This is a genomic window from Chloracidobacterium sp., from assembly GCA_016715795.1.
In the GTDB taxonomy this organism is placed as follows: Bacteria; Acidobacteriota; Blastocatellia; order Pyrinomonadales; family Pyrinomonadaceae; genus OLB17.
Window position 1 is genome coordinate 1,024,351 of the sequence record JADJXP010000002.1, and the last position, 13,120, is coordinate 1,037,470.

At 55.3% G+C, this 13,120-nt stretch carries 14 protein-coding genes and 1 pseudogene; 8 read left to right on the forward strand and 7 right to left on the reverse strand.

Annotated features, from left to right (window positions below):
* Positions 1–118 precede the first annotated feature (118 nt).
* On the reverse strand, positions 119–787 hold the full coding sequence (locus IPM59_09620) for a DoxX family protein (protein MBK9215841.1): 669 nt from the start codon (positions 785–787) through the stop codon (positions 119–121).
* Between the two features lie 168 nt (positions 788–955).
* On the opposite strand from IPM59_09620, the gene mtnA reads away from it, so the two are divergent.
* From mtnA to IPM59_09650, 6 genes and pseudogenes are all read left to right on the forward strand, one after another.
* Positions 956–2,011: an S-methyl-5-thioribose-1-phosphate isomerase gene (gene mtnA, locus IPM59_09625; protein MBK9215842.1), complete on the forward strand. Its 1,056-nt coding sequence runs from the start codon at positions 956–958 to the stop codon at positions 2,009–2,011.
* Between the two features lie 99 nt (positions 2,012–2,110).
* The gene (locus IPM59_09630) at positions 2,111–2,323 is read left to right on the forward strand and encodes a hypothetical protein (GenBank protein ID MBK9215843.1); all 213 of its coding nucleotides are present in this window, start codon (positions 2,111–2,113) and stop codon (positions 2,321–2,323) included.
* A gap of 244 nt (positions 2,324–2,567) precedes the next feature.
* Complete coding sequence (locus IPM59_09635; GenBank protein ID MBK9215844.1) at positions 2,568–2,771, forward strand: hypothetical protein; 204 nt, start codon at positions 2,568–2,570, stop codon at positions 2,769–2,771.
* Between the two features lie 8 nt (positions 2,772–2,779).
* Positions 2,780–3,517: a hypothetical protein gene (locus tag IPM59_09640; protein MBK9215845.1), complete on the forward strand. Its 738-nt coding sequence runs from the start codon at positions 2,780–2,782 to the stop codon at positions 3,515–3,517.
* A 100-nt stretch (positions 3,518–3,617) separates the two neighbouring features.
* A complete protein-coding gene (tnpA, locus tag IPM59_09645) occupies positions 3,618–4,070 on the forward strand; it encodes an IS200/IS605 family transposase (GenBank protein ID MBK9215846.1) in 453 nt (150 codons plus the stop codon).
* Between the two features lie 90 nt (positions 4,071–4,160).
* A pseudogene (locus IPM59_09650) lies at positions 4,161–4,305 on the forward strand (NAD(P)(+) transhydrogenase (Re/Si-specific) subunit beta).
* Between the two features lie 19 nt (positions 4,306–4,324).
* On the opposite strand, the gene IPM59_09655 reads toward IPM59_09650, so the two are convergent.
* Together IPM59_09655 and IPM59_09660 are read right to left on the reverse strand one after the other, a co-directional pair.
* Positions 4,325–4,759: a hypothetical protein gene (locus tag IPM59_09655; protein MBK9215847.1), complete on the reverse strand. Its 435-nt coding sequence runs from the start codon at positions 4,757–4,759 to the stop codon at positions 4,325–4,327.
* 299 nt (positions 4,760–5,058) lie between these two features.
* Positions 5,059–5,823 carry a hypothetical protein gene (locus tag IPM59_09660; protein ID MBK9215848.1) on the reverse strand — a complete coding sequence of 255 codons (765 nt, stop codon included), beginning with the start codon at positions 5,821–5,823 and terminating at the stop codon, positions 5,059–5,061.
* A gap of 92 nt (positions 5,824–5,915) precedes the next feature.
* On the opposite strand from IPM59_09660, the gene IPM59_09665 reads away from it, so the two are divergent.
* Positions 5,916–7,622 (forward strand): electron transfer flavoprotein-ubiquinone oxidoreductase, encoded by a 1,707-nt coding sequence (locus IPM59_09665; protein ID MBK9215849.1) that lies wholly within the window; start codon positions 5,916–5,918, stop codon positions 7,620–7,622.
* Between the two features lie 109 nt (positions 7,623–7,731).
* Here IPM59_09665 and rpoZ read toward each other — a convergent pair whose 3' ends face one another.
* The 4 genes from rpoZ to IPM59_09685 are packed head-to-tail and all read right to left on the reverse strand — an operon-like array spanning position 7,732 to position 11,375.
* Positions 7,732–8,004 carry a DNA-directed RNA polymerase subunit omega gene (gene rpoZ, locus IPM59_09670; GenBank protein MBK9215850.1) on the reverse strand — a complete coding sequence of 91 codons (273 nt, stop codon included), beginning with the start codon at positions 8,002–8,004 and terminating at the stop codon, positions 7,732–7,734.
* Positions 8,005–8,012: 8 nt separating this feature from the next.
* Complete coding sequence (gmk, locus tag IPM59_09675; GenBank protein ID MBK9215851.1) at positions 8,013–8,657, reverse strand: guanylate kinase; 645 nt, start codon at positions 8,655–8,657, stop codon at positions 8,013–8,015.
* Complete coding sequence (locus IPM59_09680; GenBank protein MBK9215852.1) at positions 8,657–9,535, reverse strand: YicC family protein; 879 nt, start codon at positions 9,533–9,535, stop codon at positions 8,657–8,659. The genes gmk and IPM59_09680 overlap by 1 nt, the downstream gene beginning before the upstream one ends.
* A 49-nt stretch (positions 9,536–9,584) precedes the next feature.
* On the reverse strand, positions 9,585–11,375 hold the full coding sequence (locus tag IPM59_09685) for an ATP-binding cassette domain-containing protein (protein ID MBK9215853.1): 1,791 nt from the start codon (positions 11,373–11,375) through the stop codon (positions 9,585–9,587).
* Between the two features lie 112 nt (positions 11,376–11,487).
* Between IPM59_09685 and IPM59_09690 the strand changes: the two genes are divergently transcribed.
* Complete coding sequence (locus IPM59_09690) at positions 11,488–13,038, forward strand: OmpA family protein (protein MBK9215854.1); 1,551 nt, start codon at positions 11,488–11,490, stop codon at positions 13,036–13,038.
* Positions 13,039–13,120 lie beyond the last annotated feature (82 nt).

A 13,120-nucleotide genomic window follows, 5' to 3' on the forward strand; every position in this document is an offset into this window, starting at 1 on the left:
GAACCAGCCCAAAGGTATCAACCAGTCAGAACCGCCTGCGTAAGCGGGCGGTCAGTTCGATACCGAGTGTGCTCGGTATCGTCAAAGCAGAACGTGAGGTTAGAAACTGGCCGCCCGCTTACGCAGGCGGTTCCGACAGGTGTCCTACGGGCATATAACGGAGGTGCAGAGCCACCACCAGCCCGAACACCGCACCGATCACCGCCAGAGCGACGCCGATCGAAAGGTAATTCGAGAAATTCCCAAGCCCTATCGCCCACCACAACACCGACATCGCGACACCGCCTGCGGCAAAAAAGGCCGGGATCGCGATGAACCCGAAGCGTACTCGACGCGGCCTGTCCTCGCGCGTTCTGAAAACGATAGGTTTGAGACGATCATATTCCCATGTCACCAGCCACGCCGCGGCAAAGGCCATGAGCAGCGTGATCAGCCACGTCCCGACGAATCCGACCGAGCAGGTCAGCACCGCGATATTGGCGATGATAGGCAGGAACATCATTGCCCCAAGATGCGATGTTCGCGGTATCAGCAGTAATATCGCCGCAATGAGCTGTGACCAGCCTATGAATTCGTAGTAGAAGCCCGTGTTGTATAGTGCATTAAAGTACGCCCCAACAGGATTTGTGTCCGGCAGCACCGTGAACGGGCGATGCATTATCTTTGGAATGCTTGGCGGTATAAAGCCGAGTGCCAGCAGACAACGGACGAATGCGGTGAAGAGCTGAGTCCAGCGGCGTCTAGTTACTGATACGTGGAGGGCGTCGAGGGTGTGTTCGAGTCTCATAAGCGTGTCAGAACCACCTGCGGTAGCGGGTGGTTGAACGGTATAGTAACGAGCACATCATAATCGGAAGTTTCATCGTATTTGAGCCTGAGCAGGAATTTCCTTAAGATTTGTATTTCGTGTCACACACGTTCAACCACCCGCTACCGCAGGTGGTTCTGACTTTCTATGAAACTCGATATTATCCCTGTCAAATGGTCTGACGAAGGCGTGCTGATGCTCGATCAGCGATTGCTGCCGACCGAAGAGAAATGGCTCACGCTGCGCGACTACAACGCCGTTGCGGCCGGAATCAAAGATATGGTCGTGCGCGGTGCTCCGGCCATTGGCGTTTCGGCGGCTTATGGGATCGCGCTGGCAGCAAAGAATTTTGTTGGAACGAACGTCGTCGATCTTGAGGATGAGATCGAATTTGCGGCTGAGGTTATCGGCAAGACGCGGCCGACGGCGGTGAACCTGTTCTGGGCCATCGACCGGATGAAAAGGACGTTTCAGGCCGCCAAAGCAGACGGAAAGTCGGGCAGCGAGATCAAGGAGATCCTCAAAAACGAATCAAAGGCCATTCACGACGAAGACATTGAGGCACAACGACTGATCGCGAAGTTCGGCGGTGAATTACTGAACGACAACGACACCGTACTTACGCACTGCAACGCCGGAGCTCTCGCTACCGGCGGCGTTTGGGGCACCGCTCTTGGCGTGATTCGCGGCGCCGTCGATCAGGGCAAGCACATCGCTGTAATAGCCGACGAAACTCGCCCTTATCTGCAAGGAGCGCGACTGACGGCCTGGGAATTGATGCAGGATGACATTCCCGTTACGCTCATCACCGACAACATGAGCGGCCACGTAATGAAAAAAGGCAATGTCCAGGCCGTCGTCGTCGGCTCAGATCGCATCGCTGCCAACGGCGACGTCGCCAACAAGATCGGCACCTACATGGTCGCCGTCCTGGCAAAACGCCACAACATCCCATTCTACGTCGCCGCCCCTTTGTCCACCGTCGATCTCAACTGTCCAACCGGCGACGACATACCCATCGAGGAACGCGATATCCGCGAAGTCACCCACGTCCGCGACATCCAACTCGCACCCGATAACGCGGAAGTCTCGAACTACGCCTTCGACGTAACCCCAAACGACCTCGTCACCGCCATAATCACCGAAAAAGGCGTCGCGAGAGCACCGTATATCGAGAGTTTGAAGGCTCAGTTCGGGTCATAGTCAGAACCGGGAGCGGTAGCGACTGGGTTTTTCACCGTAGGCAGGTATACCATTAAGTGGATCAAATAAAGTCCGAAGTTTGGTAATATAAATAGGTTAATGGAACCTGTCGATTATGCGGCCAAGTTTAGGCGAATCTCGGAGCTCAACGAGCTTGCCGAACAAGAATATGTGAACGAATTAAGACGTTCAAACCCGGCCATCACCGAAGACGAGATCAACGTCGAAGTTCAGAAATGGTGGCTCGACAAAGAGGAGTACTGGCCCGACGAGTTCTTCCGCGTGGGAAACCCCGAGAGATTCAATCGGTAACAGAGGACAAAAAATCCCGAATCATCCGACCATCCCGGCCTCAATCTTCCAACGCGGCTACAATCGAACCATGAAGCTCCACAAAGACCTCGACGGCTACACCGAACGGTTTAGCTCCTAGACTCTTATCCTTGAATATTCACTGTTAACTGTTCACTAATTTGACCCTCCCCCAAAACGGTTATATGATCCTCGACACACTCGAATCTACAGCCCGTTACCCGGGAACTTACGAGAACTCTCGATGGACAAGGTCACTACGCCCGACAACAAACACCGTCCTAGCGGGGCGATGGGTTCTGCGAACTTGAGTGCCGCAAAGTCGATGGAATACGCCCTCGACGGCATCGTCCGCAACGTTTACGCGAACGACCCCGGCAAGCTGGCTGCATGGATTTCAGCTTCGCATGTCGAGAAAGCGCCGAAGAAACAGACACCAACGTCGTAGGAGAACGTATGCCTGATATCGCTAGATGTCCCAGCTGTGGCGGCCCGCTGAGCGAGACCTCGGTGCTAGCATTGGCTCCTGTTTGCGATCATTGCCGTGGCGTAGTCGTCGAACGCGGCGGCACCATGGGACTAATCGGAGCGTACGGCGTTAGCGACCAAACCATTACGCGACGCCGGGTAGAGGCGGATTTATCAATACTCCGAGAAACTCTGGCGAACTACAACGGAATGAAGGAGTCTTGTAAAGACCAGTTGACCTGGGATGTCGGAAAATATGCAGAACTTCCGGAGCCGCCTGAACTCTTGAGATTGGAGCCTGTGCCGAATCTTTGGGGCGAAAATCCAGCGCTCAGTTTTTTGGTTCTGATGCCGTTTGGGTGGGCGATGTTCTGTATTCCGGGTCTAATCGTGGCATGGATCATTAGCTCGTTCTCTGCGTCAGCCGGAAGAATTGCATTTCTGCTGGTTGGCGTAATCTGGTTGATTATTACTATTGTCATGATCTATGAGCAGGTCGCTCCACATTTACGCGCCGTCAAGGCGAACGGCGAGAAGCCGGCCGAAAATGCTCGACGCCAAGAAGCCTACGAGAAAAAGCGCTTGGCCGCACTAAAACTCGCCGAACCTATCAAGGCTGCACAGGATCATCGCCTCAAGAGTCAAATCATAGAGTTAGAAGGTCTGGAGAAGACTGTTAGGAAGATCGAAGTTGAAGTCGATCGCGAACTGAGAAAGCTCGGATGATCGGATTCCAGTCGCGTAGCGACATGATGAATTTAGCCGTGGGTTTCAACCCGCGGAAAGGATGAAAAAAACGCCCTCGTCGCGTAGCGACGATTGAAAAATGGCCAACACATATTCGAATTTGTTTTATCACATTGTGTTTAGCACAAAAGGCCGTGTCGATTTCGTAGACCAAGAAATTGAGAACCGCGTATGGGCGTACATTGGCGGGATTGCACGCAAGCACGGCTTGACCGCGTTGCAGGTCGGCGGCATTGAGAATCACATTCATGCATTGACGATGGCAAAACCGGTTCATGCACCAAGCCAGATCGCACAATGGTTAAAAGGCGAGTCGTCGAAGTGGATTCACGAAGAATTCCCACATCTTTCGAAGTTCGGTTGGCAGGACGGTTACGGAGTATTCTCGGTGAGTAAATCGAACGTGCCGGAGGTTATCGAATATATCAAGAATCAACGTAAGCATCATGCGAAGCAGAGTTTTGAAGACGAATATGTTTCGTTATTGAAATTGCACGGGATCGATTACGACGAACGGTTTTTATTCGATTAATTCAATCGTCGCTACGCGACGGGGATCATTATATTCGCGTTTCCGTGGGTTGAAACCCACGGCTAAATTCAAACGTCGCTACGCGACTTTATGCAACAAAGCCTGATTACAATCGCATACATCGCCGCGAGTGCGTTGTTTATTTTGTCGCTCGGCGGGTTGAGCCAGCAGGAGACGGCGCGGCGGGGGAGCGGTTTATGGAATGGTCGGGATGCTGATCGCTTCGGTGGCGACTCCAATGAATCGTGATCGCCCTAAATCTTGTTCTTTCGCTCATTTTTGACTTTCCACCCAGTCCTCGGCGGCGGCGGCCTGACGGCGCGGGGTGAGCGGACGCGGTATTTTAGTTCGAGCAGCAGGATGCCGTCCTCGATCCTTGCGGTGGGGAAGCGGACGGTGTATTTGAGCTGGATGTTGTATTTGACCATAAAGCGCAGGGCGTGAAAGCGGTAAGCGCCGGCGCGGCCCGAGTCGTAAAGTTTGAAACCGTTGAGCGTGCTTGGCGGCACAGGCTGAATGCCTATCGTCCCGGTCGCTTTTTCGACCTTGAGCACTATGTGGGTAGGGCTGGCCAATGCCTCGAACGCCTTGCGGCTTAGCAGGAACGTCCCCTGAGGCGATAGCGATACATGCAGGTCCGCGATCCGCGGGGTGCTCGGCTCGTCGAACTCTTCCCAATTTCTTGTCATGAAACAAACATATCACAGATGCAACAGACCGGTCAAGTCACCCGACTTGCCGCTTCCGAGTACTCTGTGTCGGCAGTTGCCGCATCGCTCGGGAAGTGAAAAGCCGAGGGCGGAAATTGGTCATGGTATGCGAACTGCTCAAATTTGTTACGACGATGCGAATTGTGGGAAGATCAGCAAAACAATGTCAATTGTTTGCACCAAATCCAAGAAAATGTCGATACAGATGCCGGAAACGTCGATACAGATGCTTTGAGGAACGACAGGCCGCTGCGCGTGTCGAAAGATGCAATGCCCTGTCACTGCAGGCCTTGAATATCGGCATTTGACCACGGAGAATCTTTGAAATAGAAGATGCGGCGGCCGTTTTGCATCCCGTCGAATCGGCCTTCTTCGAGTGAGACCCCATAGCTCGCACGGCACAGCGGTTCCTGCCAGTCGTTGCCGTTCTTTAGGTAAGTTCTGATCGTTTCGCTGTCGGCACCCATTTGGAAGACCATAGGGACCGCTTCGTCAACGGGGAAGTCCCCAAACCACGCGTCGCCGGTGCACCAGGAGGCGAGCGAGGTAATGGTAAAGCTGACGCCCTGCGGGAGCTGCTTTCGCACGTCGGCGGCGAGCTTGCGGTAAAAATCACGTTCCGACGCTCCCGCGTCAAAATCGATCTGCACGCCGCGCACGTTTGGCAGATCGAGTGTTCGTTTGATTAGGAATGCGGTTTGGCTCACCATCGCAAGGTCGAGCCTCGGGCGGCGAACAGTCTCTCTGTTCGTTTCGATCCGTGTGACGGCGATCAGATAGGTGCCTGTTGGCACGTCCAGAGGCTGGCGACGCTGGCGTGGAATGACGCGGTCGTTTTCAAGAAAGACCGTCTGTGCGAGAAAGGCGACGCCGAACTCCGCCGGGTTGATGAACTTGAGATCTTCCTCGCGCTCCCACGCCCAGAGCATTTTCTGCGGCATCTCGGTGGGCGCGATTGGTGTCCTAGCGGGCGAACTGCAGTTGACGAAGATCAGTGCCTCGACGAAGACGAGAGTAAGTAAGGCGTTGCGTACTGGTGACACCGGACGAGTGTATCACGCGGGGGCACACTCCCTACCGGTCGTGTTTCCGCCTGTGATATACTCGCGCCTTTACTGAATAGCCATTCATTTTTATGAGCGAACGCGAACAGATACCGATGGATGTGGTCTTTGTCGGGGCGGGGCCGGCGAATTTGGCGGCCGCTCTGCACTTGAAGAAGGAGATCAAGCGGCACGACGAGATGGTTGATAAGGGATTCAGACAGGGTCGAAAGATTGGCGATCTCGAGATCTGCATCGTGGAGAAAGGCTCGTTCGTCGGAGCACACATCCTGTCCGGTGCGGTGATGGATCCCAGGGCGATCCGCGAACTAATGCCAGATTTCATCGCCCAGGGCTGTCCCGTGGATTCAGTCGTGACGGACGATGCGGCTTGGTATCTGACCGAGAAACGCGGCTTTGTCGCGCCGATCACGCCGCCGCCGTTGAAGAACAAGGGCAAATACATCGTCAGCCTCAGCAAGATCTGCGAATGGCTCGGCGGGAAGTGCGAGGAAGCGGGCGTCAACATTTTTCCTGAGTTTCCGGCAGCAGAGATTTTGTATGACGATAACGACGCCGTCATCGGCGTCCGTACCGGCGACAAGGGAATTGACAAGGAAGGCCATAAGAAACCGAACTACGAGCCGGGCGTTGATCTATTGGCTAAGGTCACGGTCCTTGGTGAAGGCTCTCGCGGTTCGCTCGCGAAACAACTGATGTCGCGGCTTGGCCTGACTGAGGGCAAAGAACCGATGGTCTATTCGCTTGGTGTGAAAGAGTTGTGGGAAGTGCCCGCGGGGAATTTCGCCGAGGGAATGGTCGTCCACACGCTCGGGTTCCCGTCCGACACGCGGACCTACGGCGGCGGCTGGATCTACGGGATGAAGAACAACGTCGTCTCGATCGGCTATGTGACGGGCCTGGATTACGAAGATCCGATGATCGACCCGCACGCGGAGTTTCAAAAGTTCAAGACCCACCCAAAGGTCGCCGCCGTGCTTGCCGGCGGCAAGATGATCAAATACGGAGCGAAGACCATCAACGCCGGCGGCTATTGGACTCAACCAAGGCTTTATGCCGACGGCGTGCTCCTGGTGGGCGAGACGGCGTCTATGCTGAACGGGCAACGGATCAAGGGGATCCACACTGCGATGAAATCCGGAATGCTCGCGGCGGAGACGATCGTCGGCGCGTTCGAGCATGAGGATTTCTCGTCAAAGACGCTCCGGCATTACGAGGAGAAGGTAAACCTTTCATGGATCTATGACGAGCTGCATCCGGTGCGAAATTTTCATGCCGCGTTCCAGAAAGGCCGCTGGTCGGCGTTGATCAACACCGGCCTGCAATATCTCACCCGCGGCATGGCGTGGGGCTTTATGCCGAAGGAGCATCATGTGGCAGGGCACGAGAGAATGCAAACGGTGGCCGAGAACGAAAAACGGAGAACGGAGAACGGAGGTCGTTACGCGGATGTCCCGTTTGATAAGGAGTTGACGTTTGATAAGGTCACGGATGTGTTTTATGGAGCGGTCGCCCATGACGAGGACCAGCCATCGCATCTGCATGTGCTCGATACCGAGATCTGCGCGACGCGGTGCGCCGAGGAATACGACAATCCGTGCCAGCGGTTCTGTCCGGCCGCGGTGTATGAGATGGAAGAGGTCAATGGACGCCGTGAGCTAAAGGTAAATTTCTCGAACTGCGTTCACTGTAAGACGTGCGACATCGCCGATCCCTACCAGATCATCAACTGGGTCACACCAGAAGGCGGCGGCGGGCCAAACTATAAGGGAATGTAAAAGAAATAGTCGCGGATCACACGGCTAAAACTGATAAGCACATAAAAAGACGGATAAGAAACAGCGATTTCTTATCCGTCTTATCCGCGTGTTCTGCGGCTAAAGTTTCTTATTCAGCGGCCTGGGCTTCGTCGTCGGCTTGGTCGGTGAAGCGGAAATTGATCCTGCGTTCCTGAAATTCCTTCATCGCGACGCGGGTCGGCTTGGTCTTCTTGAGATCGGCGTCAACGCGGGGCAAGGCACCACGCTGAAGCTGCTTACTGCGCTGTGCGGCCAGGATGATGAGCCGGTATTTCGAATCGATATCGGGCGGATCGATGATCTCTTCTTCGGGTTCGGCGTTCTCGTCAATCTCTTTGATAGCTTTGGTTTCGTCGGCCATTCAGTGGGTCATTCTCCTTCGAATAGGTGCCTCGAGGCATCAAAACTATCAAGAATACTCCGAATCGCGTCATTTTGTCTAGTTGCAGTTTGTCGTTCCGCGAGGATTATCGCCGCCATTTGCCTCGCGGCAACCGTCAGGTCATCGTTGATCACGACATAGTCGAACTTTGCGAACTGCATAACCTCGTTGAATGAATTTCGAAGACGGGTCCGAAGACCTTCCTCGGATTCAGTATTCCGGGCGGTAAGGCGGGCACGAAGGACCTCGAATGAGGGCGGCAGGATAAAAATGCTGATCCGCGAATCGGCGAGCTCGTCCTTTTCCATGATCTGCAAAGCCCCCTGCACATCGACCTCGACGATGAGATCACGGCCCGAGTTGAAAACCTTTCGACTCTCGGCGAGGGATGTCCCGTAAAGATGGCCGTGGACGTTAGCGTATTCGAGAAAGTCGCCGGCATCGATGCGGCGGCGAAATTCGTCCTCGCTGATAAAGAAATACTCGCGCCCCTCTTCCTCGCCAAAGCGTTGAGGCCGCGTCGTGTGCGAGCAGGAATAGCCGAGGTCGGGCAGGTGGTCACGTACCTCTTTGATCAGCGTGCCTTTTCCGCCGCCTGACGGAGAGCTGATGATAACCAAATTCCCCTTCATTATTCGATATTTTGCACTTGCTCTCGGATCTTTTCAATATCGCTCTTTATCGCAAGAGCGTTTTCCTTTACGGTCATATTGTTTGTCTTCGAAGCGATCGTGTTGGCTTCGCGGTTGAGTTCCTGGGTGAGGAAATCGAGGCGCTTGCCGACATCTTTATCTTCGGCAATGATCTGTCGGAAATGCTCGATGTGGCTTCGCAGCCGGGCGATCTCCTCTGAGATGTCTGCCCTGTCGGCTAGGTATGCTACCTCCTGGGCGAGCCGGCCCTGATCGAGGTCGATCTGTGATTCGGCCTTCGCGATCATATCGTTCACGCGCTTGGTCAGGCGGCTGCGATATTCCTCCGCAACGGCTGCCGCCTCGCCCTCGATCGTCGGTACGCGGGCTTCGATCGCGCAGAGCAGGCTCTCTAACACACCGGCGAGCATAGCTCCTTCGTTCGCCCGCATCGCGTTGAGGTCATCGATGGCCATCTGAAATGCAGCCTCGATGGCAGCCAGGAAATCCTTACTCGGCTCCTCCTTCTTTGTGCTCACGACGTTTGGGAGCCTGGCGATGACGTTCATATCTGGTTCGCCGGCCAGGCCAAACTCCTGCTGCATCTCTCTCATCGCGGCGAGAAAGCCCGAGATCAACGGCCGATTGAGTTCGAACTCCGTTTCACTTGTGCGGTCGTATTGCAGATTGACATCGACGCGTCCGCGTGCCACGCGGCCGTTGAGATGTTGTTTGATGTTCGATTCGAGCAGCTGCAGTTCGGCCGGGAGCCTAAGGTTGAGGTCGAGGAAGCGGTTATTGACCGATCTGAGTTCGACCGTGATGTTGAATTTGTCGCCCGCGGCCGTTCCGCGGCCAAAGCCTGTCATTGATCTCATAAGCCTATCTCGTAATACTCATTCCATTGATGCTTGTCATAGAGAAACCTCACCCTAGATCATCCGCAAACTGCATCTCGTACAGCCGGCTGTAGAGGCCTTTCTGCTCGATGAGGTCGGCGTGCTTGCCCGACTCGATAATGCGGCCCTTCTCGAGAACAAAAATTCGATCGGCCCGGCGAACCGTCGACAGCCGGTGAGCGATCACGATCGATGTACGGCCGCGCATAAGGTTGGCGAGTGCCTTTTGCACAAGCTGTTCGCTCTCTGTGTCCAGAGCCGATGTTGCCTCGTCGAGTATCAGGACCGGAGCATCCATCAACACGGCCCGTGCGATCGCTATCCGCTGTCGCTGGCCGCCGGAGATCAGTGTGCCGCGTTCGCCAAGTATCGTGTCATATCGCTCGGGCAGCTGTTCGATGAACTCGTCTGCAAGTGCTATCCGCGCGGCCTCGCGCACCTCATCCTCGCTCGCGTCGGGCCGGCCGTATGAAATGTTCCGGAGGACAGAGTCGTTGAAAAGTACGGTCTCCTGAGTTACGAGTGCTATCTGCCCCCTGACGCTCGCAAGCGTTGCATCGCGGAGATCGGTGTCGTCCCAGTAGATACTGCCCTGTATCGGGTCGTACAGGCGTTGGACGAGCTTCGTTACAGTCGATTTTCCGCCGCCGCTTCGGCCCACCAGGGCGATCACGGAATCGCGCGGCACTTCGAGGTCGATCCCGTCTATGATCGGCTTTCGGTTGCTGCGATAGCGAAAGGACACGCTGCGGAACGAGATCGCACGTTCGAGCGGCCCGACATCTACGGCGTCGGGCTTTTCGGGGATCACCTCATTATCGTCCATGATATTCCAGACGTCGCCCGCGGCCGCGAACGCCTTGGATATCTCATTATGCTGCCGCGAGATCTTGCGCAGCGGGTCAAAGCTGCGAAAGAGAAAATAGAGGAAAGTGAAGAACTGCGACGCTTCCATCCGGGCCGCATTGATCTCACGGAGCCCGAAATAGAAGAGGACGATAATGCCGCCAATGGCGATGATGTCAAAGGCCGGTGGAAAGAGGCCTGAGATGCGAGCCGAGCGGAGATTAGCACGAGCGATCGTCGCCGCCGCGCTGAAGAATCGTTTGTGTTCTCGCGGTTCAGCCCTGTAGGCCTTTACGATCACATTGTTTGCGAGGGCTTCCTGCGCGGTGTCGGTTATCTCTTTATTGCCCGCGAGCGATACATCGGCGAGCTTTCGCATTCGGTTGCTCACCGTCGAGGTCAGATATCCGATGACCGGCAGGAGGATCAGCGAGCCGAGTGCAAGCCGCCAATTGAAATAAAGAGCGGCTGAGAGGAATGCTATCAAAAGCACAGCCTCACGGATCACGTCGCGGAGGTTGGACGAAACGGCAGCCTCGATCGCAGAACAGCTTACAACGAGCCTCGAAACCAGGTGATTCGTCCGGTGACGTTCAAAGAACGCCATTGATTGGCCGAGCAGGTGCGAGTACAACTCGCTGCGAAGGTCGAGGACGGCCGACTGCCCGATGCGCGCCATCAGGTAGGTCGAAAAATATTCTGCGATGCCCTTTAGAATAGAGAAGACGATCAAAAGCCCTGATATGACCAGCCAGGCGCGATACCAATCATCGCGCGGAATGAGCTTGTTGAGGTCGAAGAGCGTCTTTGTCTCAGTAGCCGGGCCTTGGAAGAAGAATTGGTCAAAGATCGGGACGAGCAATGCTCCGATCGCCGTTTCGAACACTGCGGCCAGGACCATCGCCACCAGCGCCAACACAAAGCTCAACCAGAATGGCCGGACGTATTTGAGCAGGCGGGCAAGATCGTTCATTCAACGTAAAGACTTGAATATACTTTACTTTTGCGGCACCTGTCCAAAGTGTGTTGGTTGCAACGTGAGATAGAGCTGTGGCATCTTCTTAACAATGTTCGGAGACATATCTATGACCAGATCCCGCAGGAATACCGCCGCGGCCGGTATCATTCTAACCTTTGTGTTATCAGCAGTTGCGTCGGCCCAGGTAGATGTCGCGCGAAAGACGACGGCCATTACCTACCCGCTTGACGACACGGTCCTTGTGTCGTTTCGGGGCACGACCAGATTTCCGAGGATGAAAGGCAATGCGAGGGTCAAGCGGACGAACCGGACGGGGACGCGCGTCGAGTTGTCAGTCGATAATATGCCGCGTCCTTTTGAACTTGGGCCCGGTTATGCGACGTATGTTGTGTGGGCCATCTCGCCCACCGGCCAAGTGGACAATCTTGGCGAGATAAAGCGGAGCGGGCTCTTTTTTATCAATTCCAAGATCAATGTCACGACGCCATTGCAGACCTTCTCGATAATAATCACCGCCGAACCGCATTTTATGGTCGCCCGGCCCAGCCAGCAGATCATGCTCGAGAACCTCTATCCGACCACGACGGACGGCAAGCGCATCAATACGATGCCGGCGATCAGCTATTTTGGCAATTCGAGCGATTACTTTCGCGATCCAAGGACGCCCGAGATCGCCGAAACCGACTACGCGAAAACACCGGCGGCGATACTTCAAGCGATCCAAGGGGTGGCCTTGGCGAAGTTTGCTGGTGCCGAGCGCGATGCGCCTGCTGATCTGGCCGAGGCGGAAACGCTCTTGCAGAACGCTAAGAACGGCTGGTTGGCCGGACGGGATTCGGACACGGTTGATATGACGGCGCGGAGATCCGTTGCGGCATCCGTAAAGGCAGAGGCTGCGGCAAGCCAGGGTCGCGCCGCCCGTGAAAAGCGCAATGAGAAGACGCGAGCCGACGAGGAGATCCGGGCCGCAGAAGAGAAGTTCACTTCGGCACAGAATGAACTTACTGACCTGCGAGCAGAACTCGCTCGCGAGACGCGTAACCGTGAACTTGCCGAGCGGGACTCACTGAACTATTCAAATCAGGTCCGTGAGCTTCGGGATGAGAACGGACGGCTTCGCGAGGAGATCGGGAAGATGCGCGTCGAAATGGACGCTGCGAAGACCCGGCTGGCAGCGTTAGAGGCGGAAAAGCAACGGGAACAAGACGCTCGCGACAAGGAGGCGGCTGAGGCCAAACTCCGTGGAGCCGAAGATGGCCTGATCGCATCGCTGAAGAAATACGGAGCAGTCACAAAGAACGAACGCGGAATCGTGTTGACGCTGCCTGAGTCTATTTGGGCCGGGCCGCGATCGAGCAACTTGCTGCCCCAGTCAGACGGTAAATTGACGTCGCTGGCGGAACTGCTTGTAAACCACCCGAATTACCGCATTTCGGTCGAATCCCATACTGACAGCAGCGGTGATCCGGACCTCATTCAAACAGTGACCGAAAGGCGCTCATATGCTGTCGCAGACAAGTTTGCCTCGCTCGGTGTCGAGGAGGGACGCATCTTGGCGAAGGGCTTTGGCTCGACGGCGCCGATAGCCCCAAACACGACACCGGCGAACCGCGCCAAGAACCGTCGACTGCAAGTCGTCCTGGTGCTGCCTCAATAGTAAGACATTCCAGATCACGAGGATCGAGCCCGCGGTGGAAAAGTTTTTCAGCCGTGGACGGTCGAAATATGTTAAATTATCG

Excerpts from the sequence above, each read along its gene's own strand:
- tnpA (MBK9215846.1), top strand. The coding sequence starts at position 3,618 with ATGGCCAACACATATTCGAATTTGTTTTATCACATTGTGTTTAGCACA.
- rpoZ (MBK9215850.1), bottom strand. The coding sequence starts at position 8,004 with ATGGCCGACGAAACCAAAGCTATCAAAGAGATTGACGAGAACGCCGAA.
- IPM59_09630 (MBK9215843.1), top strand. The coding sequence starts at position 2,111 with ATGGAACCTGTCGATTATGCGGCCAAGTTTAGGCGAATCTCGGAGCTC.
- IPM59_09635 (MBK9215844.1), top strand. The coding sequence starts at position 2,568 with ATGGACAAGGTCACTACGCCCGACAACAAACACCGTCCTAGCGGGGCG.
- IPM59_09655 (MBK9215847.1), bottom strand. The coding sequence starts at position 4,759 with ATGACAAGAAATTGGGAAGAGTTCGACGAGCCGAGCACCCCGCGGATC.
- IPM59_09640 (MBK9215845.1), top strand. The coding sequence starts at position 2,780 with ATGCCTGATATCGCTAGATGTCCCAGCTGTGGCGGCCCGCTGAGCGAG.
- IPM59_09665 (MBK9215849.1), top strand. The coding sequence starts at position 5,916 with ATGAGCGAACGCGAACAGATACCGATGGATGTGGTCTTTGTCGGGGCG.
- IPM59_09620 (MBK9215841.1), bottom strand. The coding sequence starts at position 787 with ATGAGACTCGAACACACCCTCGACGCCCTCCACGTATCAGTAACTAGA.
- mtnA (MBK9215842.1), top strand. The coding sequence starts at position 956 with ATGAAACTCGATATTATCCCTGTCAAATGGTCTGACGAAGGCGTGCTG.
- gmk (MBK9215851.1), bottom strand. The coding sequence starts at position 8,657 with ATGAAGGGGAATTTGGTTATCATCAGCTCTCCGTCAGGCGGCGGAAAA.
- IPM59_09685 (MBK9215853.1), bottom strand. The coding sequence starts at position 11,375 with ATGAACGATCTTGCCCGCCTGCTCAAATACGTCCGGCCATTCTGGTTG.
- IPM59_09690 (MBK9215854.1), top strand. The coding sequence starts at position 11,488 with ATGACCAGATCCCGCAGGAATACCGCCGCGGCCGGTATCATTCTAACC.
- IPM59_09680 (MBK9215852.1), bottom strand. The coding sequence starts at position 9,535 with ATGAGATCAATGACAGGCTTTGGCCGCGGAACGGCCGCGGGCGACAAA.